Origin of the sequence: Pseudomonas sp. MG-9 (assembly GCF_018729515.1) — a bacterium.
GTDB lineage: Bacteria > Pseudomonadota > Gammaproteobacteria > Pseudomonadales > Pseudomonadaceae > Aquipseudomonas > Aquipseudomonas serboccidentalis.
In genome coordinates this window covers 224,999-247,464 of sequence record NZ_JAHHZH010000009.1, presented here as the reverse complement: position 1 = coordinate 247,464, position 22,466 = coordinate 224,999, and the positions used below count along the sequence as shown (strand labels likewise).

Annotated in this window: 22 protein-coding genes and 1 other RNA gene; 15 read left to right on the top strand and 8 right to left on the bottom strand. The window is 58.8% G+C overall.

Translation table 11 applies throughout. The features are described from left to right. Positions 1–2,739 (bottom strand): M10 family metallopeptidase (locus KKQ10_RS28580; protein WP_215502358.1); only part of this gene is annotated, 2,739 nt, incomplete at its 3' end. A gap of 202 nt (positions 2,740–2,941) precedes the next feature. Here KKQ10_RS28580 and KKQ10_RS23150 point away from each other — a divergent pair. After that, on the top strand, positions 2,942–3,586 hold the full coding sequence (locus tag KKQ10_RS23150) for an MBL fold metallo-hydrolase (RefSeq protein ID WP_215502357.1): 645 nt from the start codon (positions 2,942–2,944) through the stop codon (positions 3,584–3,586). Between the two features lie 117 nt (positions 3,587–3,703). Continuing rightward, complete coding sequence (locus KKQ10_RS23145; protein ID WP_127648146.1) at positions 3,704–4,438, top strand: YiaD family glycine zipper/OmpA-like lipoprotein; 735 nt, start codon at positions 3,704–3,706, stop codon at positions 4,436–4,438. A gap of 261 nt (positions 4,439–4,699) precedes the next feature. Here KKQ10_RS23145 and KKQ10_RS23140 read toward each other — a convergent pair whose 3' ends face one another. Next, positions 4,700–5,134: a Z-ring associated ZapG family protein gene (locus tag KKQ10_RS23140; RefSeq protein WP_127648147.1), complete on the bottom strand. Its 435-nt coding sequence runs from the start codon at positions 5,132–5,134 to the stop codon at positions 4,700–4,702. A gap of 144 nt (positions 5,135–5,278) precedes the next feature. On the opposite strand from KKQ10_RS23140, the gene KKQ10_RS23135 reads away from it, so the two are divergent. The 3 genes from KKQ10_RS23135 (at position 5,279) to zapE (ending at position 8,473) form a co-directional block, all read left to right on the top strand. Continuing rightward, positions 5,279–5,908, top strand: a complete 630-nt coding sequence (locus KKQ10_RS23135) for an alpha/beta hydrolase (protein WP_215502356.1) — start codon at positions 5,279–5,281, stop codon at positions 5,906–5,908. A 24-nt stretch (positions 5,909–5,932) separates the two neighbouring features. Continuing rightward, positions 5,933–7,288 carry a tryptophan--tRNA ligase gene (locus tag KKQ10_RS23130; protein ID WP_215502355.1) on the top strand — a complete coding sequence of 452 codons (1,356 nt, stop codon included), beginning with the start codon at positions 5,933–5,935 and terminating at the stop codon, positions 7,286–7,288. Between the two features lie 90 nt (positions 7,289–7,378). After that, positions 7,379–8,473 carry a cell division protein ZapE gene (gene zapE / locus KKQ10_RS23125; protein WP_011335877.1) on the top strand — a complete coding sequence of 365 codons (1,095 nt, stop codon included), beginning with the start codon at positions 7,379–7,381 and terminating at the stop codon, positions 8,471–8,473. A 169-nt stretch (positions 8,474–8,642) separates the two neighbouring features. Here the strand turns inward: zapE and KKQ10_RS23120 are convergent, their stop codons facing one another. After that, the gene (locus KKQ10_RS23120; protein WP_174823761.1) at positions 8,643–9,539 is read right to left on the bottom strand and encodes a GlxA family transcriptional regulator; all 897 of its coding nucleotides are present in this window, start codon (positions 9,537–9,539) and stop codon (positions 8,643–8,645) included. Between the two features lie 250 nt (positions 9,540–9,789). Between KKQ10_RS23120 and KKQ10_RS23115 the strand changes: the two genes are divergently transcribed. After that, on the top strand, positions 9,790–10,926 hold the full coding sequence (locus KKQ10_RS23115; protein WP_127648151.1) for an acyl-CoA dehydrogenase family protein: 1,137 nt from the start codon (positions 9,790–9,792) through the stop codon (positions 10,924–10,926). A gap of 88 nt (positions 10,927–11,014) precedes the next feature. Here KKQ10_RS23115 and KKQ10_RS23110 read toward each other — a convergent pair whose 3' ends face one another. Then, on the bottom strand, positions 11,015–12,055 hold the full coding sequence (locus KKQ10_RS23110; protein ID WP_127648152.1) for an NADP(H)-dependent aldo-keto reductase: 1,041 nt from the start codon (positions 12,053–12,055) through the stop codon (positions 11,015–11,017). A 244-nt stretch (positions 12,056–12,299) separates the two neighbouring features. Between KKQ10_RS23110 and rplM the strand changes: the two genes are divergently transcribed. The 7 genes from rplM (at position 12,300) to KKQ10_RS23075 (ending at position 17,185) form a co-directional block, all read left to right on the top strand. Beyond that, a complete protein-coding gene (rplM, locus tag KKQ10_RS23105) occupies positions 12,300–12,728 on the top strand; it encodes a 50S ribosomal protein L13 (RefSeq protein WP_003228062.1) in 429 nt (142 codons plus the stop codon). A gap of 14 nt (positions 12,729–12,742) precedes the next feature. Further along, on the top strand, positions 12,743–13,135 hold the full coding sequence (gene rpsI, locus KKQ10_RS23100; RefSeq protein WP_007961615.1) for a 30S ribosomal protein S9: 393 nt from the start codon (positions 12,743–12,745) through the stop codon (positions 13,133–13,135). 269 nt (positions 13,136–13,404) lie between these two features. Then, a complete protein-coding gene (gene petA / locus KKQ10_RS23095; RefSeq protein WP_003228055.1) occupies positions 13,405–13,998 on the top strand; it encodes a ubiquinol-cytochrome c reductase iron-sulfur subunit in 594 nt (197 codons plus the stop codon). Beyond that, complete coding sequence (locus tag KKQ10_RS23090; protein WP_215502354.1) at positions 13,998–15,209, top strand: cytochrome b; 1,212 nt, start codon at positions 13,998–14,000, stop codon at positions 15,207–15,209. The genes petA and KKQ10_RS23090 overlap by 1 nt, the downstream gene beginning before the upstream one ends. Beyond that, positions 15,209–15,991 (top strand): cytochrome c1, encoded by a 783-nt coding sequence (locus tag KKQ10_RS23085; RefSeq protein ID WP_215502353.1) that lies wholly within the window; start codon positions 15,209–15,211, stop codon positions 15,989–15,991. Before KKQ10_RS23090 ends, KKQ10_RS23085 begins: the two co-directional genes overlap by 1 nt. Before the next feature lie 146 nt (positions 15,992–16,137). Beyond that, positions 16,138–16,755, top strand: coding sequence for a glutathione S-transferase N-terminal domain-containing protein (locus KKQ10_RS23080; protein WP_127648156.1), 618 nt, complete (start codon positions 16,138–16,140; stop codon positions 16,753–16,755). A gap of 16 nt (positions 16,756–16,771) precedes the next feature. Beyond that, positions 16,772–17,185, top strand: coding sequence for a ClpXP protease specificity-enhancing factor (locus KKQ10_RS23075; protein WP_003228047.1), 414 nt, complete (start codon positions 16,772–16,774; stop codon positions 17,183–17,185). 132 nt (positions 17,186–17,317) lie between these two features. On the opposite strand, the gene KKQ10_RS23070 is transcribed toward KKQ10_RS23075, so the two are convergent. The 4 genes from KKQ10_RS23070 to KKQ10_RS23055 form a co-directional block, all read right to left on the bottom strand. Beyond that, positions 17,318–17,896: a BON domain-containing protein gene (locus KKQ10_RS23070; RefSeq protein WP_127648157.1), complete on the bottom strand. Its 579-nt coding sequence runs from the start codon at positions 17,894–17,896 to the stop codon at positions 17,318–17,320. Beyond that, the gene (locus KKQ10_RS23065; RefSeq protein ID WP_007961622.1) at positions 17,893–18,486 is read right to left on the bottom strand and encodes a phosphoheptose isomerase; all 594 of its coding nucleotides are present in this window, start codon (positions 18,484–18,486) and stop codon (positions 17,893–17,895) included. The genes KKQ10_RS23070 and KKQ10_RS23065 overlap by 4 nt, the downstream gene beginning before the upstream one ends. Positions 18,487–18,590: 104 nt before the next feature. Further along, positions 18,591–18,953 carry a YraN family protein gene (locus KKQ10_RS23060; RefSeq protein ID WP_025109296.1) on the bottom strand — a complete coding sequence of 121 codons (363 nt, stop codon included), beginning with the start codon at positions 18,951–18,953 and terminating at the stop codon, positions 18,591–18,593. Next, the gene (locus tag KKQ10_RS23055; RefSeq protein WP_215502352.1) at positions 18,953–20,764 is read right to left on the bottom strand and encodes a penicillin-binding protein activator; all 1,812 of its coding nucleotides are present in this window, start codon (positions 20,762–20,764) and stop codon (positions 18,953–18,955) included. The genes KKQ10_RS23060 and KKQ10_RS23055 overlap by 1 nt, the downstream gene beginning before the upstream one ends. Positions 20,765–20,941: 177 nt before the next feature. Between KKQ10_RS23055 and rsmI the strand changes: the two genes are divergently transcribed. Both rsmI and rnpB read left to right on the top strand, forming a co-directional pair. After that, positions 20,942–21,847, top strand: coding sequence for a 16S rRNA (cytidine(1402)-2'-O)-methyltransferase (rsmI, locus tag KKQ10_RS23050; protein ID WP_127648159.1), 906 nt, complete (start codon positions 20,942–20,944; stop codon positions 21,845–21,847). Positions 21,848–21,920: 73 nt separating this feature from the next. Beyond that, positions 21,921–22,274, top strand: an RNA gene (gene rnpB, locus KKQ10_RS23045) — RNase P RNA component class A. Positions 22,275–22,466: the final 192 nt, after the last annotated feature.

The window sequence follows — 22,466 nt, the reverse complement described above, 5'->3', positions numbered from 1 at the left end:
ATCGAAACCACCGCCGCCGATCATGGTATCGGCACCCAGGCCGCCGTCCAGGGTGTTGGCCTGGTCATTACCGGTCAGGGTGTTGTTGAGGTTGTTGCCGGTGCCGTTGATCACGTCGTTGCCGGTCAGTACAAGGTTCTCGACATTGGCACCCAGGGTAAACGCCACCGAACTGCGAACCGTGTCGATTTCGCCAGCCAGGGTGCTGGTTTCGGTCACGGTGTCGCCGTAGTTGTCGACGATGTAGGTGTCGTTGCCCAGACCACCGATCAGGGTGTCGGCACCGAGGCCGCCGTCGAGAATGTTGTTGCCGTCGTTGCCGGTCATGCGATTGTTGACGCTGTTGCCGGTGCCGTTGAGGTTGGCATTGCCCAGCAGGATCAGGTTTTCGACGTTCTGCACCAGGGTGTAGTCGATCGTCGAGAACACGCGGTCGATGGCGGTCAGCGAGGCGTCGGTTTCGATCACCACGTCACCGACGTTATCCACGTAGTAACTGTCGAAGCCGCCGCCACCGATCATGGTGTCAGCACCCAGGCCGCCGTCCAGAGTGTTGGCCTGGTCGTTGCCGGTGATACGGTTGTCCAGTTCGTTGCCGGTGCCGTTGATGATGTCGTTACCGATGAGGATCAGGTTCTCGACATTGGCAGTCAGGGTGTAGCCGATGGATGCGAACACCCGGTCGGTCGCGCCGAGCGTTGCGTCAGTTTCGATGACGACATCGCCGTAGTTATCGACGTAGTAACTGTCGAAACCACCGCCGCCGATCATGGTGTCGGCACCCAGGCCGCCGTCCAGGGTGTTGGCCTGGTCATTACCGGTCAGGGTGTTGTTGAGGTTGTTGCCGGTGCCGTTGATCACGTCGTTGCCGGTCAGTACAAGGTTCTCGACATTGGCACCCAGGGTAAACGCCACCGAACTGCGGACCGTGTCGATTTCGCCAGCCAGAGTGCTGGTTTCGGTCACGGTGTCGCCGTAGTTGTCGACGATGTAGGTGTCGTTGCCCAGACCACCGATCAGGGTGTCGGCACCGAGGCCGCCGTCGAGAATGTTGTTGCCGTCGTTGCCGGTCATGCGGTTGTTGACGCTGTTGCCGGTGCCGTTGAGGTTGGCATTGCCCAGCAGGATCAGGTTTTCGACGTTCTGCACCAGGGTGTAGTCGATCGTCGAGAACACGCGGTCGATGGCGGTCAGCGAGGCGTCGGTTTCGATCACCACGTCACCGACGTTATCCACGTAGTAACTGTCGAAGCCGCCGCCACCGATCATGGTGTCAGCACCCAGGCCGCCGTCCAGGGTGTTGGCCTGGTCGTTGCCGGTGATGCTGTTGTTCAGTTCGTTGCCGGTGCCGTTGACCGCATCGAGGCCGGTCAGGACGAGGTTTTCGACGTTGGTGCCCAATGCGAAGGCCACCGAGCTACGGACCGTATCGATTTCACTGGCAAGGGTACTGGTTTCCGTAACCGTATCACCAAGGTTGTCGACGATGTAGGTGTCGTTGCCCGCGCCACCGATCAGGGTGTCTGCGCCTTGACCGCCGTCGAGGAAGTTATCGCCGGCCGTGCCGATGATTGTGTTGTTCGATGCGTTTCCGGTGCCATTGAGGTTGGCGGCGCCAGCCAGCGTCAGGTTCTCCAGATGCGCCCCGAGAACGTAATTGATGGAGGACACGACGGTGTCGGTGCCCATGCCCGGATAATCGAAAATAACGTCCCCGGCGTTGTCAACGTAGTACGTGTCGTTGCCTGCGCCACCGTACATGGTGTCTGCGCCGCCATTGCCGTTGAGTACGTTATCCAACTCGTTGCCGTACAGAACGTCATCGAAAATCGAGCCGATGGCGTTCTCGATTTTTGCGCCATACGCAATCGCCAGGCCGTTATTGATGAGATTCGATGTTGACTGGTCGACAAACGCCTTGCCGATCTGGCTGAACGTACCTTCATTCAGATTGAGGGTCACGGACGCCAGTTGGTTGCTGCCATCGAGGGTGTCGATGCCGCCAGCATCCCAAATGGTTTCGAAGATTGACTGGTCTGACGCCCATGAGTAGACGTTGTTCCCGGTCTGCCACTGCATATTGGCGCCGTACAGGCTCTGTATCGCCATGATGTCGAGCAGCATCGGCGTTGTTGGCTGATAGGAGTAGTTGCTGTTGTAGCTCATTACTGTGAAATGAACATCGTCGAGCGACGAGTCCAGCAATGTTTTGTTTGTCGAGCTGACATCGAATGGATGTTTGAGTCCCAGCGCATGACCGATTTCGTGGATAAAGGTCAGGTAGTCGTAGGTGCCATGACCCGGATTGGGGTCATTCGTCTCCGGGCCGATCCAGACATCGCCGCCGGTAGGGCTGTTGGCCGGGAAGTAGGCCCATGCAGCCGTCTGGTTATCCATCAACCGATAGGCACCAAAGCGAAGGTCACCCACGTTGTTGATGTCATCGCTGGTCAGCGTGAAGCTGAGGTTGGCGACAGCACTCCAGGTGGCCAAGGCATTGGTCACCGCACTTTTCTGCCCGCTCGTCAGTTCGTACAGCGCGTTGTATTCATTGTCAGGACTGTAATTAGTGATGAAGTACGAAGTGTTGGGCGCCATGAAGCTGTAGCTGAGGCTGGTCGAACCCGAAGCAGGCCAGTTCGCCCCCAGCCAATAAGTTCCGGAGATCAGGCTGTCAACGTACTTGTTACCGGTCAATGCTGAAGGAAGCGCAAATGAATATGACGAAGGGGTAGGCATGGTTTTTCCTGGGTGCTATGCGACTAATCCTGAATGCAGTCGCTACAAAAAGAATACGATTCTGCACCAGTTTTTACATATTTGACATCATATGGCCACTATTTTCAGATTGGTGGCGTCAAATTACTGGCCTGGCACTTTGTATCGGCTCCTAAAGTAGAATCCTTAGCAAGCGCCATCAGCCGTTTGTCGAGGACTCTTAATGCCTGCTACCACCCCGTCGCTCATCCGTGAAACCTTCCCTGTCGGCCCGTTGCAGTGCAACTGCACGATCATCGGCGACCCGATCAGCAAAAAAGCCATCGTCGTCGACCCGGGTGGCAACCCTGACCTGATCATGGCGCGCCTCGATGCGCATGGCCTGAAAGTCGTCAGCATCATCCACACCCACGCGCATCTCGATCACTTCCTCGCCTCGGGGCAGATAAAGGAAAAAACCGGTGCAACGCTGCATTTGCACAAGGAAGATCAATTCCTGTGGGACAGCCTCGAAATGCAATGCCAGATGTTCGGTGTGCCATACACACCGGTGCCATCACCTGATCGCTGGTTGAGCGACGATGAAGAACTGGCCTGCGGCTGCGGTGTGGCGCTGCATACGCCGGGACATACACCCGGTTCCATGAGCTTTTGGTTTTCCGAGGCTAAGCTGTTGATTGCCGGCGACACGCTGTTTCGTCGCGGCGTAGGACGCACGGATTTGTGGGGCGGCGATCAGGCGACCATCGTGCGATCGATCAAGCAGCGGCTGTACACCCTGGACGAAGACGCAACCGTGGTTGCCGGGCATGGTCCGGACACGCGTCTGGGGGATGAAATGCGGGAAAACCCGTTCGTGCGCGCCTAAATATTTTGTCACGAGTGTGCGGCGGAATTTTTCGGCATTGTCATGATCCAACGCCCGCAGGGGGCTACTGCCCAGCGGCCGCTGCACCACAGAATGCAAAAAAAGTAGGAGCTTTCCATGTTCACCACGCGTCGTTTGATTATTGTCGCTACTGCCGTGGCCGTGCTGTCCGGCTGCGCCTCGCCCAACCCGTATGACAATCAGGGGCAGGCCGACGGTGGCTCGCAAGGCATGAGCAAAACTGCCAAGTATGGTGGTCTCGGCGCTCTGGCCGGTGCCTTGGCAGGTGCCGCCATCGACCACAACAACCGCGGCAAGGGTGCCTTGATCGGCGCGGCGGTGGTGGGGGCTTCGGCCGCCGGTTACGGTTACTACGCCGACCAGCAAGAGAAAAAGCTGCGCGCCAGCATGGCCAACACCGGGGTTGAAGTGCAGCGCCAGGGCGATCAGATCAAGCTGATCATGCCGGGCAACATCACCTTCGCCACCGATTCGGCGAACATCGCGCCAAGCTTCTACCAGCCGTTGAACAACCTGGCGAACTCGCTGAAAGAGTTCAACCAGAACCAGATCGAAATCGTCGGCTACACCGACAGCACCGGTGCCCGCCAGCACAACATGGACCTGTCTCAGCGTCGTGCGCAGAGCGTGGCCACCTACCTGACTTCGCAAGGTGTCAGCGGTGCCAACCTGTCGGCCCGTGGCGCCGGACCGGATAACCCGATTGCCAGCAACGGTGACGTCAATGGCCGTGCGCAGAACCGCCGGGTTGAAGTCAACCTGAAGGCGATTCCGGGTCAGCAGTATGGTGGCCAGCAGCAACAGCCGGGTACGGTTCAGCAGTATCCGTAACTGAATGCTTGAATGAAGAAATGCCCGGTCCTGGTGACCGGGCATTTTTTGGCCTGAACGCAGTCGCCCTGTAGGAGCTGCGGCACGCTGCGATCTTTTGATCTTTAGCTTTAACAACAAGATCAAAAGATCGCAGCCTCGTTTCACTCGACAGCTCCTACAGGGTTACTGGGCCTGTGCAGGCACCACAAACTCAATAGGCACAAAAAAGCCCCCGGACAACGGAATTGTCCGGGGGCTTTTTTTGTCAGCGAAGGCTGATTACTTCTTCAAACCATACTGCTCATCGAGCATGCCCGGCGAGTTCGGGGCTTTCGGTGCGTAGTCGCGTGGCGGCTCCTGATCGCGCGGCGGCGTCAGGCGTTCGCGCGGTGCCTGTACCGCATCGGCGTGCAAAGCGGCGATCAGGCGTTGACGGGTCTGCTCGTCCAGGGCCAGACGATTGGCACCCTCGGCGAGATGATCCTGCACTTCCTGATAGCTCTGGGTCAGCTTCTTGACCAGCATCGCGGTGCTGTTGAAGTGGGTGACCACCTCGTTTTGATAGCTGTCGAAACGTTCCTGGATATCATCCAGTTGACGCTGCGTGCGGCTCGGCGCGGCATTCGGCGCGACGCGAGCGATCAGGAATCCAATGGCGACACCCACAACCAGGGCAAGAGTCGGTAACAACCAAACTAAGAGCGAGTGTTCCACGAGTCCTTCCTCTATAAACGGCTTTGCTTTACGTTAACGGCTCGAACCTGCGCTGTATACCGCGATTCACTCGCAATAGATTGGCACAGACAATTTGCTAGACGAGTCGACCCGATTCGAGGTCACGGAGTTCCTTCCTTGCTGATGCGTGAAACCCCTGTAGTCATTGCCGGCCCAGTCGGCCAAATCGAAGCGCTGTACCTGGACAACGAGCAGCCAATCGGCATTGCGCTGATCTGCCATCCGAACCCGGTGCAGGGCGGCACCATGCTCAACAAGGTCGTCTCGACCTTGCAGCGCACCGCGCGCGACGCCGGTTGGATCACCTTGCGCTTCAACTATCGCGGCGTTGGCGCCAGTGAAGGCTCCCACGACATGGGCACCGGCGAAGTCGACGATGCCCAGGCTGCTGCCGCATGGCTGCGGGAAAAACACCCGGATCTGCCGCTGACCCTGTTCGGTTTTTCTTTCGGCGGATTTGTTGCAGCAAGTCTCGGCGGTCGTCTCGAAGCCCAAGGCGTGCAGCTCAAGCATCTGTTCATGGTCGCGCCGGCGGTGATGCGTCTGGGCGATCAGGATCAACTGCCACAGCACGGAGAACTCACCGTGATCCAGCCGGAAACCGACGAAGTGATCGATCCGCAGTTGGTCTACGACTGGTCCGACAAACTCCAGCGCCCCCATGAGCTGCTGAAAGTGGCAGAATGCGGACACTTTTTTCATGGCAAGCTGACCGATCTCAAGGATCTGATCCTGCCGCGTCTCTCGAATTGATTGCAGTCTGACAAGCGATTACCCATGACGAACCGTACCCGTATCCTCACCGGCATCACCACCACCGGCACGCCGCACCTGGGCAACTACGCCGGCGCCATTCGCCCGGCGATCCTCGCCAGCCGCGACAGCAATGCCGATTCGTTCTACTTCCTGGCCGACTACCACGCGCTGATCAAATGCGATGACCCGCTGCGCATCCAGCGCTCGCGTCTGGAAATCGCCGCGACCTGGCTGGCCGGTGGCTTGGATGTCGATCGCGTGACCTTCTATCGCCAGTCCGACATCCCGGAAATCCCCGAGCTGACCTGGCTGCTGACCTGCGTCGCGGCCAAGGGCCTGCTCAACCGTGCGCACGCCTACAAGGCTTCGGTGGACAAGAACGTCGAGACCGGTGAAGACCCGGATGCCGGTATCACCATGGGCCTCTACAGCTACCCGGTGCTGATGGCGGCGGACATCCTGATGTTCAACGCGCACAAGGTGCCGGTCGGTCGTGACCAGATCCAGCACGTGGAAATGGCCCGCGACATCGGCCAGCGCTTCAACCACCTGTTCGGCCAGGGCAAAGAGTTCTTCACCATGCCCGAAGCGCTGATCGAGGAAAGCGTGGCGACGTTGCCAGGCCTCGACGGACGCAAGATGTCCAAAAGCTACGACAACACCATTCCGTTGTTCTCCAGCGCCAAAGAGATGAAGGACGCGATCTCCCGTATCGTCACCGACTCCCGCGCGCCGGGCGAAGCGAAAGATCCGGACAACTCGCACCTGTTCACCCTGTTCCAGGCGTTCGCCACACCGGCGCAGGCTGACGAATTCCGCAGCGAACTGCTGGGCGGTCTGGGTTGGGGCGAGGCGAAGAATCGTCTGTTCCAATTGCTCGACAACGAGCTGGGTGAGTCCCGCGAGCGTTATCACCAACTGATCGAGCGCCCGGCCGATCTGGAAGACATCCTGCAGCACGGCGCGAAAAAGGCCCGTGCAGTGGCGACCCCGTTCCTCAACGAATTGCGTGAAGCGGTCGGCCTGCGCTCTTTCATCAATCAGGTGCAAGTCGCGGCGACTACCAAGAAGAAAGCCGCGAAAGCCGCGCGCTTCGTCAGCTTCCGCGAAGATGACGGCAGCTTCCGTTTCCGTCTGCTGGCGGCCGATGGCGAGCAATTGCTGCTGTCGCGCCATTTCGCCGACGGTAAAGCTGCGGGCCAGGTGACCAAGCAACTGCAATCCGGTCAGCCTCTGGATGTGCGCAATGAAGACCTGAGCTTCAGCGTATGGCTGGAAGGCGAATGCGTCGGCGACAGCCCGGCGTTCGCTGATAGCGCTGCGCGGGACGCGGCCATCGAGGCTCTGCGCGTTGCGCTGACCCCGGTTCAGGACTAATCAACGGCGCGGCCCGACCAAGGGCTGATTGCCATTCCCACGGGCCGTCGCTACAGTGACGGCCCGTTTTTGTTGCCTTGCTAACGAATTATGACGCCCCTAGAACGATACCAAGCTGATCTGAAACGCCCGGACTTCTTCCATGACGCCGCGCAAGAAACTGCCGTGCGTCATCTACAGCGCCTGTACGACGATCTGATCGCGGCCGAGCAGAACAAGCCGGGTTTGCTGGGCAAGCTGTTTGGCAAAAAGGATCAGACGCCGGTCAAGGGTCTGTATTTCTGGGGCGGCGTGGGTCGCGGCAAGACTTACCTGGTCGACACCTTCTTCGAAGCGCTGCCGTTCAAGGAAAAGACCCGCACCCACTTCCACCGCTTCATGAAGCGCGTGCACGAAGAGATGAAAACCCTCGGCGGCGAGAAAAACCCGCTGACCATCATCGCCAAGCGCTTCGCGACCGAATCCCGTGTCATCTGCTTCGATGAGTTCTTCGTGTCCGATATCACTGACGCGATGATCCTTGGCACGCTGATGGAAGAGCTGTTCAAGAACGGCGTGACCCTGGTCGCGACCTCGAACATCGTTCCGGACGGCCTGTACAAGGACGGCCTGCAACGTGCGCGCTTCCTGCCGGCGATTGCGCTGATCAAGCAGAATACCGAAATCGTCAACGTCGACAGCGGTGTCGACTACCGTCTGCGCCACCTCGAACAGGCGGAGCTGTTCCACTATCCGCTGGACGAAGCGGCTCACGAAAGCCTGCGCAAAAGCTTCCGCGCGCTGACGCCAGAGTGCACCGCAGCGGTCGAGAACGATGTGCTGATCATCGAAAACCGTGAGATCCGTGCCCTGCGCACGTGCGACGACGTGGCGTGGTTCGACTTCCGTGAACTGTGCGACGGCCCCCGCAGCCAGAACGACTACATCGAACTGGGCAAGATCTTCCACGCCGTGCTGCTCAGCGGCGTCGAGCAGATGAGCGTCACCACTGACGACATCGCCCGTCGCTTCATCAACATGGTCGACGAGTTCTACGACCGCAACGTCAAGCTGATCATTTCTGCCGAAGTCGAGTTGAAAGACCTCTACACCGGCGGGCGCCTGACGTTCGAATTCCAGCGCACGCTCAGCCGTCTGCTGGAGATGCAGTCGCACGAATTCCTGTCCCGGGCGCACAAGCCTTAAACAGATCTTCAGCGCATAAAAAAGGGCCTGCAATTGCAGGCCCTTTTTTATATCCGAAATTCACCACAAGCCTTGTAGGAGTGAGCCTGCTCGCGATTGCGTCCGTCCATTTGGCACTGATGCGACTGACACACCGCTATCGCGAGCAGGCTCACTCCTACATGGGTTCTTATGCAGCCTGTTGAAACTGCTGCCGATACTGATTCGGTGACAGCTCGGTGTGCTGGCGGAACAGCCGGGCAAAGAAGCTCGCGTCGTCGTAGCCGACTTCATAACTGATGGTCTTGATGCTCTTGCGGCTGCCGGACAGCAGGCCCTTGGCCGTCTCGATGCGCAGGCGTTGCAGGTAGTGCAGCGGCTTGTCACCGGTGGCGGTCTGGAAGCGGCGCATGAAGTTGCGGATGCTCATGCCGTGCTCGCGGGCGACGTCTTCGAAGCGGAATTTGTCGGCGAAGTGCTCTTCGAGCCAGTGCTGGATCTGCAGGATGATCACGTCCTGATGCAGCTTCTGGCCGCCGAAGCCGATACGCCCCGGCGCATAGCTGCGTTGCACTTCATAAAGAATGTCGCGGGCCACGGCTTGCGCCACGTTGGCGCCGCAGAAACGTTCGATCAGGTAGATATAGAGGTCGCACGCCGAAGTCGTGCCGCCGGCGCAATACAGATTGTCGGCGTCGGTCAGGTGCTTGTCCTGATTGAGGTGCACCTGCGGAAAGCGCTCGGCGAACGCATTGAAGAAGCGCCAGTAAGTGGTCGCTTCCTTGCCGTTGAGCAGCCCGGCTTCGGCCAGCCAGAACACGCCGGTGGCTTCGCCGCACAGGACTGCGCCGCGGGCGTGTTGTTCGCGCAGCCACGGCAGGATCTGTGGATAACGGCCGCAAAGCGTTTCGAAGTCGTCCCAGAATGCCGGGAGGATGATGACATCGGCGTTTTCCAGGCCGCCGTCCACCGGCATCACCACGTCACTGAAGCTGTTCACCGGTTTGCCGTCGGGGCTGACCAGGCGGGTTTCGAACGCCGGTGTCAGGCCGTGGCCCAGTTGTTTGCCGTAACGCAGGCTGGCCAGATGGAAGAAATCCTTGGCCTGCATGAGAGTGGATGCGAAAACCCGGTCGATTGCCAGGATGCTGACGCGCCGCAAGGGCGTGGAGACTTGCTTGGACATAATTCAACTTTTGTTTTGTTTTTATAAGGGAAAGTGGTCACCAGACGGCTGGATCGTCTTATTTTTTGTCGGATGTGTCCAGTGTCCTGTATCGGAGGTGGGGCTTAGTCTCTGAAGGTCATATCCCTTCAACAAGAAAGAAAGGTGCCGCATGATCCCCAGAACCTTGTTCAGCTCCGAGCATGAATTGTTCCGCGACAGCGTCCGAACCTTCCTCGAAAAAGAGGCTGTGCCGTTCCATGCGCAATGGGAGAAACAAGGCCACATCGACCGCAAACTGTGGAACAAGGCAGGGGAGGCCGGGATGCTCTGCTCGCACTTGCCGGAAGAATATGGCGGCCTGGGCGCGGACTTTCTGTACAGCGCGGTGGTGATCGAGGAGGTCGGTCGTCTCGGTTTGACGGGGATCGGTTTCTCGCTGCATTCGGACATCGTCGCGCCGTACATCCTGCATTACGGCAGCGAAGCGTTGAAGCACAAATACCTGCCGAAACTGGTCTCGGGCGAGATGGTCACGGCCATCGCCATGACCGAGCCGGGGGCGGGTTCCGATCTGCAAGGTGTGAAGACCACTGCTGTGCTGGACGGTGACGAATATGTGATCAACGGTTCGAAAACGTTTATCACCAATGGCTTTCTGGCTGACTTGGTCATTGTGGTTGCCAAGACTGATCCAAAGGCTGGCGCAAAGGGCACCAGTCTGTTTCTGGTCGAAGCGAATACTCCGGGCTTCGAGAAGGGCAAGCGCCTGGAAAAGGTCGGAATGAAGGCACAGGACACGTCGGAATTGTTCTTTCAGGACGTGCGCGTGCCGAAAGAAAACCTGCTGGGGCAGGCCGGGGCGGGGTTTGCCTATTTGATGCAGGAGTTGCCGCAGGAGCGTCTGACCGTAGCGATCGGTGGCCTGGCTTCAGCCGAAGCCGCGCTGAAATGGACGCTGGATTACACCCGTGATCGCAAGGCGTTCGGCAAGGCAATTGCCGACTTCCAGAACACCCGCTTCAAATTGGCGGAGATGGCCACCGAGATTCAGATCGGTCGGGTCTTCGTCGACCGCTGCCTGGAACTGCACCTGCAGGGCAAGCTGGATGTGCCGACGGCGGCGATGGCCAAGTACTGGGGCACCGACCTGCAATGCAAGGTGCTCGATGAGTGCGTGCAGTTGCACGGCGGCTACGGCTTCATGTGGGAATACCCGGTGGCCCGGGCGTGGGCGGATGCGCGAGTGCAGCGGATCTATGCCGGCACCAATGAAATCATGAAGGAGATCATCGCACGGTCGCTGTGAGCGGCTGAAAAGATCGCAGCCTGCGGCAGCTCCTGCAGAGGATCAGTGTGAACCCTGTAGGAGCTGCCGAAGGCTGCGATCTTTTTACTTACGGCGCCGGATTCGGATGATCCTTGTGAATCGCCTCGATCCCGGCCAGCACTTCGTCGGAAAGCTTCAGGTCGAAACTGGCAATGTTGCTGTCCAGTTGCTCAAGCGTCGTCGCGCCAATGATGTTGCTGGTGACGAACGGTTGCTGGGTAACGAACGCCAGGGCCATTTGCGCCGGATCCAGACCATGCTCGCGGGCCAGGGCCACATAACGGCTGCAAGCAGCTTCCGATTGCGCGTTGAAATAGCGGCTGAAGCGACTGTAGAGGCTCAGGCGGCCTTTCGGTGGGCGGGCGCCACCTTCGTACTTGCCTGAGAGGAAACCGAATGCCAGCGGCGAGTAGGCGAGCAGACCGCACTGTTCGCGGATGGCGATTTCCGCCAGACCGATTTCGAAGCTGCGGTTGAGCAGGTTGTACGGGTTCTGGATCGACACCGCGCGCGGCCAGCCACGGGCTTCGGCCAGGGCGAGGAAGCGCATGGTGCCCCACGGCGTTTCGTTGGACAGGCCGATATGGCGGATCTTGCCGGCCTTGACCTGTTCGTCGAGGGCTTCGAGGGTGTCTTCGAGCGGCGTCAGGTTGGCTTCGATCTTGTGTTTGTAGCCCAGCTGTCCGAAAAAGTTGGTGCTGCGCTCCGGCCAGTGCAATTGATACAGATCGATGTAATCGGTCTGCAGGCGCTTGAGGCTGGCGTCCACTGCTTCGGTGATGTGCTGGCGGTTGTGGCGCAGGTTTTTGTCACGGATGTAGTCGATGGTGTTGCCGGGGCCGGCGATCTTGCTGGCGAGGATCCAGTCGGCGCGATCGCCGCGATGCTTGAAGTAATTGCCGATGTAGCGCTCGGTGGTGGCGTAGGTTTCGGCTTTTGGCGGCACCGGGTACATCTCGGCGGTGTCGATGAAATTGATCCCGGCTTCCTTGGCCCGTTCGATCTGGGCGAAGGCTTCAGCTTCAGTGTTTTGCTCGCCCCAGGTCATGGTGCCGAGGCAGATTGCACTCACGTTCAGGTCGGTACGGCCTAGCTGGCGATAGTCCATCGGGTGCTCCTTGGGCAAAACAATCATAAAAGCAGGTTGAATATTTTTTCGCAATCTGCATAATTGCCGACCTCTTTCTGCAGTGGAAGTGATGCGCCGCCGCCGAAGAATCTTGCCGTTGAACGGACGCGCCGACCCGAGCCCCCGAAAGCGTCTGTATCCGGCTGCCTTTGACTTGTCAAAGTACGCACTATTCAGTAAGATCCGCCGTCTTATTTACAGGCGGCCCCTGAGGCTATAAAGAATGAAAACTTTTACTGCTAAACCGGAAACAGTAAAGCGCGACTGGTTTGTCGTCGACGCTGCTGGTCAGACCCTGGGTCGTCTGGCCACCGAAATCGCGAGCCGTCTGCGTGGCAAGCACAAGCCTGAGTACACTCCTCACGTTGACACCGGCGACTACATCGTCGTAATCAACGCCGAGCAGATCCGTGTTACCGGCGCTAAAACCACTGACAAAATGTACTACTCCCACTCCGGTTTCCCGGGCGGCATCAAGTCGATCAACTTTGAAAAGCTGATCGCTAAAGCCCCTGAGCGCGTGATCGAGACCGCGGTTAAAGGCATGCTGCCTAAGAACCCGCTGGGTCGTGACATGTACCGTAAGCTGAAAGTCTATGCGGGCGCTGCACACCCTCATACTGCTCAGCAGCCCCAAGAACTGAAGATTTAACGGAATAGTTCATTATGTCGGCGACTCAAAATTACGGCACTGGCCGTCGCAAGACCGCAACCGCACGCGTTTTCCTGCGTCCGGGTACTGGTAACATCTCCATCAACAACCGCTCCCTGGACTCGTTCTTCGGCCGCGAAACTGCCCGCATGGTAGTTCGTCAGCCGCTGGAACTGACCGAGACTGTCGAGAAATTCGACATCTACGTCACTGTCATCGGCGGTGGTGTAAGTGGTCAAGCTGGCGCAATCCGCCACGGTATCACTCGCGCTCTGATGGACTACGACGAGACCCTGCGTAGCGCTCTGCGCAAAGCTGGCTTCGTTACTCGCGACGCCCGTGAAGTTGAACGTAAGAAAGTTGGTCTGCGTAAAGCGCGTAAGCGTCCGCAGTACTCGAAGCGTTAATTCGTTTCCACGTTCAAAAAAGAACGCCCGATTCCTCACGGAACCGGGCGTTTTTTTATGCCTGCGATTTATTAAAGAATTGCGCTGTGACAACTTGCCACATTCGTAGACCCCCTATACTACAAGGCTTGAGGGTGGGAGCCCCGGGTAATTCCCTTGTCAGAATTGGGGCTTTTCATTACCATCTCGGCAAAATTTTTATAAGTAACATTGATTTATTTAGTAGATGCCTGATTTAACAGGCCACAAAGCTGATGGGAGAGGACTGAATGAGCAATGACGGCGTGAATGCAGGCCGGCGTCGCTTCTTGGTAGCAGCCACATCCGTGGTGGGTGCTGCAGGAGCGGTGGGGGCTGCGGTCCCGTTCGTGGGGTCATGGTTTCCCAGTGCCAAGGCGAAAGCCGCCGGTGCACCGGTGAAAGTGAATGTCAGCAAGATCGAGCCAGGACAGCAGATGATTGCCGAGTGGCGCGGCCAGCCGGTGTTCATTGTCCGCCGTACTGCGGAAATCCTGGGGAATCTCAAGAAGATCGAGGGCCAGCTCTCCGATCCGACTTCCAAAAACTCCACGCAACCCACCTATGTCGACCCTGAAGTGCGTTCGATCAAGCCGGAAATTCTGCTGCTGATCGGGATCTGCACACACTTGGGTTGCTCACCAACCTTCCGTCCCGAAGTGGCACCTGCGGATCTGGGTAAAGACTGGGTTGGCGGCTATTTCTGCCCTTGCCACGGTTCCCACTACGATCTGGCTGGCCGCGTCTACAAGTCGCAACCTGCGCCTTTGAACCTGCCAGTTCCCCCGCATTCCTATGAGACCGATGACCTGATTGTCATTGGCGTCGATACGGAGAAAGCGTGATGAGCAAGTTCATGGATTGGGTTGATGCACGCTTCCCCGCCACCAAAATGTGGGAAGACCATCTCAGCAAGTATTACGCTCCAAAAAACTTCAACTTCTTCTATTTCTTCGGCTCCCTGGCGCTGCTGGTGCTGGTCAACCAGATCGTCACCGGTGTCTGGCTGACGATGAGCTACACGCCGTCGGCAGAAGAAGCGTTCGCTTCCGTCGAGTACATCATGCGCGACGTCGAGTACGGCTCGATCCTGCGTCTGTTGCACTCCACCGGCGCTTCGGCGTTCTTCATCGTGGTCTATCTGCACATGTTCCGTGGTCTGCTCTACGGTTCGTACCAGAAGCCCCGTGAGCTGGTGTGGGTCTTCGGCATGCTGATCTACCTGGCGCTGATGGCAGAAGCCTTCATGGGCTACTTGCTTCCGTGGGGCCAGATGTCCTACTGGGGGGCCCAGGTGATCATCTCGCTGTTCGGTGCGATTCCGGTCATCGGCAACGACCTGACCCAGTGGATTCGTGGTGACTACCTGATCTCCGGGATCACCCTGAACCGCTTCTTCGCCCTGCACGTGGTGGCCCTGCCGATCGTGATTCTCGGTCTGGTGGTGCTGCACATTCTGGCGCTGCACGAAGTCGGTTCGAACAACCCGGACGGCGTCGACATCAAGAAGCACAAAGACGAAAACGGTATCCCGCTGGACGGCATTGCCTTCCACCCGTACTACACCGTGAAAGACATCGTCGGCGTGGTGGTGTTTCTGTTCATCTTCTGCTTTATCGTGTTCTTCTTCCCGGAAATGGGCGGCTACTTCCTCGAAAAACCAAACTTCGAGCAAGCCAACCCGTTCAAGACGCCTGAGCACATTGCACCGGTCTGGTACTTCACGCCGTTCTACGCGATCTTGCGTGCGATCCCCGACAAGCTCATGGGCGTTATCGCCATGGGTGCCTCGATTGCCTTGCTCTTTGTCCTGCCGTGGCTTGACCGCAGTCCGGTCAAATCGATGCGCTACAAGGGCTGGATGAGCAAGATCTGGCTGGTGGTGTTCTGCATCGCATTCGTGATCCTCGGCATTCTGGGCGTACTGGCCCCGACGCCGGAGCGCACGCTGCTGTCGCAGGTCTGCACCTTCCTGTACTTCGCCTACTTCATTCTGATGCCGTTCTACACCAGGCTCGAGAAAACCAAACCGGTTCCGGAAAGGGTGACTGGCTGATGAAAAAGTTATTTTTTGCTCTGATTTTTGCTGCTCTGCCTGTGCTGTCTTTCGCCGCCGAACACGGTGGTCCGGAGCTGGAAAAAGTCGATATCGACGTGTCCGACAAGGCTGCCCTGCAAGATGGTGCGCGTACCTTTGCCAACTATTGCATGGGTTGCCACAGTGCCAAGTTCCAGCGTTACGAGCGGGTGGCCGATGACCTCGGCATTCCACACGAAATGATGCTGGAGAAGCTGGTGTTCACCGGTGCCAAGATCGGCGATCACATGAACATCGGCATGCAGCCTGCGGACGCCAAGACCTGGTTCGGTGCGGCACCGCCGGACCTGACCCTGGTGGCGCGCGTGCGCGGCACCGACTGGCTCTACGGTTACCTGCGCTCGTTCTACGAAGATCCTGCACGTCCATGGGGTGTGAACAACAAGGTCTTCCCGAACGTCGGCATGCCTAACGTACTGGTCGGCCTGCAAGGTCGCCAGGTGGTTGGCTGCAAGCAAGTGCAGATCGTCGAAGACGGCAAGAAGCAATATGATCCGCTGACCGGTACGCCTCTGACTCATGAAGCGTGCGATCAGTTGACCATCGTGCCGAAATCCGGTGCTCTGAACGAAGAGCAGTTCGATGAGAAGGTCAAGAATCTGGTAACCTTCCTGGCTTACTCGGCTAACCCGGTTAAGCTGCAACATCAGCGCATCGGTGCTTACGTCTTGCTGTACCTGGCGTTCTTCTTTGTGTTCGCCTACCTGCTCAAGCGTGAATACTGGAAAGACGTGCACTGATACGCTTCAAGCATTGCTGTTAATCGCGCGCGCCCAAGGGCGCCTCCGATAACGCAACGTCTGGCCAGCCAGGCATTGCGGGAGGCACCCTCTGGGCGCGCGCGTTTTTCCGGTTCCGATAATTTCAACAAGCGAGGAGGATCGCCATGGGCGTGACCAATCGGTTGGCCTGTTACTCCGACCCCGCCGACCACTATTCCCACCGAGTGCGCATTGTGCTTGCAGAGAAGGGTGTCAGCGCCGAAATCATTTACGTGGAAGCTGGTCGCCAGCCGCCTAAACTGATTGAGGTGAACCCTTACGGCAGTCTCCCGACACTGGTCGATCGCGACCTGGCGTTGTGGGAGTCGACCGTGGTGATGGAATATCTGGATGAGCGTTACCCGCATCCGCCACTGATGCCGGTTTACCCGGTGGCGCGTGCCAACAGCCGTCTGCTGATTCACCGAATTCAGCGCGACTGGTGTGGTCTGGTGGATCTGATTCTGGATCCGAAAACCAAGGAAGCCGCGCGTGTCGTGGCGCGCAAGGAATTGCGTGAAAGCCTGACGGGCGTGTCGCCGCTGTTTGCCGACAAGCCGTTTTTCCTCAGTGAGGAACAAAGTCTGGTGGATTGCTGCCTATTGCCAATACTCTGGCGTTTGCCGATTCTGGGTATTGAACTGCCGCGGCCGGCCAAGCCGCTGCTTGATTATATGGAGCGCTCGTTTGCGCGTGAGGCTTTCCAGGCGAGTCTGTCTGGCGTCGAACGCGATATGCGCTAAGGCTTAAGGAGCCGCTATGAACTCCAGTCGACCTTATCTGGTCCGCGCGCTCTACGAGTGGATTGTGGATAACGATTGCACCCCGCACATGCTGGTCAATTCCGAATACCCGGCGGTGCAGGTGCCGCAGGGTTTCGCCAGTGACGGACAGATTGTCCTGAACATCTCGCCCAGTGCCGTGCGCCATCTGCATATGGATAACGACGTGGTGACCTTCGAAGGTCGCTTCGGTGGTGTTCCGCACAGTCTGTACGTGCCGATCAGCGCGATTCTGGGCATCTACGCCCGGGAGAACGGTCAGGGCATGGTGTTTGATCTCGAGTCGCCGATGGATGACGAAGACGATATCGAGCCGGATGACGACTTGCCGCCACCGGACAGCGAGCCGCCGCGCCCGAGTGGCCGGCCAAGCCTGAAAGTGGTGAAGTAATAAAAAAGGCGACCCGAAAGGGTCGCCTTTTTTATTACGTAGGAGCTGCCGAAGGCTGCGATCTTTTGATCTTGATCTTAAACAACAAGATCAAAAGATCGCAGCCTGCGGCAGCTCCTACAGGGGTGTAGGTCAGTCGATGTATTCGAACAGCTTCACGATCTTCTGCACGCCGGAAACGCTTTGCACCAGATTGGTCGCCTGTTGAGCTTCCTGCTTGGTCAGCAGGCCCAGCAGATAGACGATGCCGTTCTCGGTCACGACTTTGATGCGCGAGCCGGGAATGTTGGCGTCGGTCAGCATCTGAGTCTTGATCTTGGTGGTCAGCCAGGCGTCGTTCTGGCGTGCCAGCAGGGAGGAAGGTTGCAGCACTTGCAGCTCGTTGTGCACCTTCTTCACGCGCTGGACGTTGGCGGCGGCCTGTTCGGCCTTGGCCTTGAGGTCTTCGCGCGGCGTCTGGCCGGCGAGCAGCACCACGCCGTTGAAGCTGGTGACGACGATGTGCGAATCGTTGTCCAGGGCCGGGTCGGCCTTGGCCACGTTGACGCCGACTTTGGTCTCGATCAGCGAGTCATCGATTTTGCTACCGAAGGTTCGGGTGCCGCGGTCGTCTTCAATCGGCGCTTCACGGCTGGCATTCACCACCGAGGTGCAGCCACTGATGCCGAGGCACAGGGTCAAGGCCAGAAGGCCAAGGCGATTAGGGGTCATTCTTCACTCCCGAACAGTTGGCTGTCGATCAGATCGCAGAGGCAATGGATCGCCAGCAGATGGACTTCCTGAATACGTGCAGTGACATGGGCCGGTACGCGAATCTCGACGTCTTCAGGCAGCAGCAGCGATGCCATGCCGCCGCCGTCGCGGCCAGTCAATGCTACGACAATCATTTCGCGATCATGTGCGGCCTGGATCGCTTGAATAATGTTTGCCGAGTTACCGCTGGTCGAAATGGCCAGCAACACATCGCCTGGCTGACCGAGCGCGCGGATCTGCTTGGAGAACACTTCGTTGTAGCTGTAGTCATTGGCGATCGAGGTGATCGTCGAGCTGTCGGTGGTCAGGGCGATGGCGGGCAGGCTCGGACGTTCGCGCTCGAAGCGGTTCAGCAGTTCGGATGAGAAGTGCTGGGCGTCGCCGGCAGAGCCACCGTTGCCGCACGAAAGCATTTTGCCTTCGTTGAGCAGGGCATTGACCATGATCTGGCTGGCTTGCTCGATGTGCGGTGCAAGTACGTCCATCGCCTGTTGCTTGGTGTCGATACTGGCCTGGAAAAGCTGGCGAATTCGGGATTGCATGTCCATCTGTGTGACCTTAAGTAGCGCGGCTGTTCGGCACGTGAATGTGCAGCCCGCAAAGCAAAGAGCAAAAGTTGTCGGTGAAAGTGTCCGGGGTGGTGTGCAGAGAATCAACCATCGAACGCATTCTGCAGCCAGTTCAACTGATCCGGGTGCCTGTCGATGGCCACCACGTCGAAGCGGCAAGGGGAGTCGGCCCAGCGCGACTCGCGCTGAAGAAAATACTGTGCGGCGAAAATCAGTTTCTGCCGTTTGCGCTCATCGATGCTAGCGAGCGCGCCACCCCATTGAGTGTTTTTTCTGTAACGGACTTCAACGAATACTACTGTATCGCCATCAAGCATGACCAGATCAAGCTCGCCGCGTTTGCATGACCAGTTCTGCGCCAACAGGCGCAGACCCTGATGTTGCAGATGCTCGAGCGCCTGGCGCTCGGCATCTTTACCGCTTTGCAGGTGCGAGCTGTCGGGCATTAGCGCGGGGTGTCCGGCAGGCGTTGAACCTGACCGTTGACGAACTGCGCCCAAGGCAACTGGCGTACCACGCGTTGGGTCTGGGTCATGCCCAGGCTACCCGACTGACCTTCGATGCGGCTGTCCGGCAGGGCCTTCAACTGACCCAGGCGCGGTGCCAGGCGGTAGGCGTCGACACCCATCGCGTACAAACGGCCGAGGCTGCCGGCCGCTTGTGGCCATTGTGCGGTGACTTGTTGGCGCAGCGGGTCGTTGGCTTCGAGCAGCCATGGGGTTTCGCAGAAGCGAACGCCGTTCATGTCGTTGTACTGGTTCACATCACCGCTGGCGCTGTAGACGTGAGAGGTGGCGTAGACCGGAACGTCACCGGCGTACTGGAAGTTCAGGGTCGGCTTGATCTGCTGCGCCTGTTGCGGAGTGGCAGCCAGGAAGATGAATTCGATGTCCTGACGACGCGAAGGCTGTGCGGCTACGTTGGTGCCGGCGGCATTCTGCAGACTCTTGGCGCGGGCTTCGCTTTGACGCAGCTGGAACATGTCGGCGATCTGCTGGGCCAGTTGCACCGGCTGATCGACACGCTCGGTGGCAACGATGCTGCCGCCATTGGCCTGCCAGTCCTGGCTGAACGCACGCAGTACGCGGTCGCCCCATTCGCCCTTCGGCACCATGATCGCTGCGCGGTGCAGGCCGTCGGCACGGGCCCGGCGCGAGACTTCGCGGGCTTCGTCTTCAGCGGCCAGACCGAACTGGAACAGTTGTGCCGGGCCTTGATCGCCCTCGCTGTAGTTCAGCGCGAGGGTAGTGATCGGCAGTTGCGGGCGAGTGCTCAGTTGTTTGACCAGCGGTTTTTCCAGCGGGCCGACTACCAATTGCACGCCATCGGCCTGGGCCTTGCGGTAGAACTCGTCCATCGAGGTCAGCTTGGAGCTGTCGTAGAACTCAATGGCTGGCGGCTTCTGACCGGCCTGTTGCGCCTGGTAGTGCGCCGCCATGAAGCCTTCACGAAGCGCTTTGCCGACCGAAGCCAGCGGGCCGTCTTGCGGCAGCAGCAGGGCGATCTTGCTCAGGGGCTGGCTGGCCAGTTCCTTGAGTTTGGTCAGCGGCAACGGCAGGTTGATCGCGGCCGGGTGTTTTGGATTCTGCGCGCGCCAGGCATCGATCGCGGCTTGCTGCTGCTCCAGGGTGCCGGCCGTTTTCACCGCCAGGGCCAGGCCCATCCAGCCACCGAGATCGTCGGCGGTGTTGGGTTGCAGTTGATCTGTCGGCAGCGAGGCGATCAGGGTCCAGATCGCTTCGTGGTTCTTGCTGGCGGCTTCGCCTTTGAGCATTGGCGCGATAAAGATGCGCTCGCGAGCGGCTGCCAGGGTCTGGCCGTCGGCTTCCAGCGCGCGGGCATGCACGGTGCCCGTGCGCACCTGCTGCTCTTCCGGCATCTCGCTCAGGTGTTGCAGGCTCGGATGGCTCAGGGCGGTCAGCGCAGCCTTGGGCTGATTGCGCGTCATCGCCAGTTCAGCAGACAGGGTGCTGGCGAAGATCTGCTGGCCAGGCTTCAACTGCTCCATCGGCACTTGTTGCAAGATCAGCGCGGACTGGCCGGCGTTGCCTTGGCGATAAGCCAGGTCTGCCGCGCTCAGGCGCAACAGGGCGGCTTTTTCCGGCGTCTTGGCCTGGGTCGCCTGTTCGAGCAGTTGCTCGATGCTGGCATCCGGAGTCCGTGGAAGTTCGCCAAGGCTGGAGGAAGGGGAGCTGGCGCAGGCCGCCAGCAAGGCAGCGAAGCAGAGGGCAGTGAACAGCCGCAGGCAAGCGATCATGTAAGTGTTCCTGATACTCGATCAAATTAGCGTGGAATTGTACCCAAGCGCTGGCCGGGGCGCGATGTTACTGGCGTGAAACCGTCAATTTAGCTGAAGCAAATGTTGCGGCATCGCACAAAGACGCGCAAAACCGGCGTCGGCCGGAACGCATCGCAAGTCTCGTGACGCGTTACAATGCCGGCTTTTACCGATCATGAGGTGTGCGCTTTGACTGCTCCAGGTCCTTTGAATTCCGCTGCTGGCTCGCTTTATGTGGTGGCGACGCCCATCGGCAACCTGGACGACATCAGCGCCCGGGCCCTGAAAATCCTTCGCGAAGTAGCGCTGATCGCCGCTGAAGATACGCGTCACTCGGCGCGGTTGATGCAGCACTTCGGGATTGCCACGCCGTTGGCCGCGTGCCATGAGCACAACGAGCGTGATGAAGGTAGCCGTTTTATTACCCGCTTGCTGGCGGGCGACAACGTCGCGCTGATCTCCGATGCCGGTACCCCGCTGATTTCCGATCCGGGTTATCACCTGGTGCGTCAGGCGCGGGCGGCAGGGATCAATGTGGTGCCAGTACCGGGTGCCTGTGCGTTGATCGCGGCGTTGTCGGCGGCGGGGCTGCCGTCCGATCGCTTCATCTTTGAAGGGTTTCTGCCGGCCAAGTCGGTGGGGCGCAAGGCACGCCTGGAAGCGGTCAAGGAAGAGCCGCGCACGCTGATTTTCTATGAAGCCCCGCATCGCATTCTTGAATGCCTGCAGGACATGGAGGCGGTGTTCGGCGGCGAGCGTCAGGCGTTGCTGGCCCGTGAAATCACCAAGACTTTCGAGACGCTTAAAGGTTTGCCGTTGGCCGAGCTGCGGGCGTTTGTCGAATCCGACAGCAATCAGCAGCGCGGCGAATGCGTGGTGCTGGTGGCCGGCTGGTCCGCGCCGGAGTCCGAAGACGCCGTCAGCAGCGAGGCGATGCGCATCCTTGATCTGCTGCTGGAAGAGATGCCGCTCAAGCGTGCCGCGGCGCTGGCTGCGCAAATCACCGGTGAGCGCAAAAACGTGCTGTACCAGGTCGCACTGGACAAGCAGAAGGGCGAGTAACCCGTCGCGCAGACAGGTTTCGCGGCTATTAGCGCTTGTTCTTCGGGCGCTCTGCCGTTAACCTGCGCGGCGGAGAGTCGATCGGACAGTCGCTGCCCTCTATGAAAATTAGGGGGGGGAGGAAAGTCCGGGCTCCATAGGGCGAAGTGCCAGGTAATGCCTGGGAGGCGTGAGCCTACGGAAAGTGCCACAGAAAATAACCGCCTAAGCGCTTCGGCGCCGGTAAGGGTGAAAAGGTGCGGTAAGAGCGCACCGCACGTCTGGCAACAGTTCGTGGCTAGGTAAACCCCACTTGGAGCAAGACCAAATAGGGTCCCAAGGCGTGGCCCGCGCTGGGACCGGGTAGGTTGCTAAAGATGTCCAGTGATGGCCATCGTAGACGAATGACTGTTCAAGACAGAACCCGGCTTACAGATCGACTCTCCACCTTTTTCTTTCCCTGCTTGAATCAAAGGCATCAGGGCTGTGTATTATCGGCAGGCCTGCGCTAAAGTTCGGCAGCGGCAAATGCAGTAATAGCCATTTCCCACCTTGCTTCAATCAACAGCAGAAGCGCTTTTGTAATACCGAAAAAATCTTACTCTTAACAAATTACTTTAACTTTCGAGCGCAGCTCTCC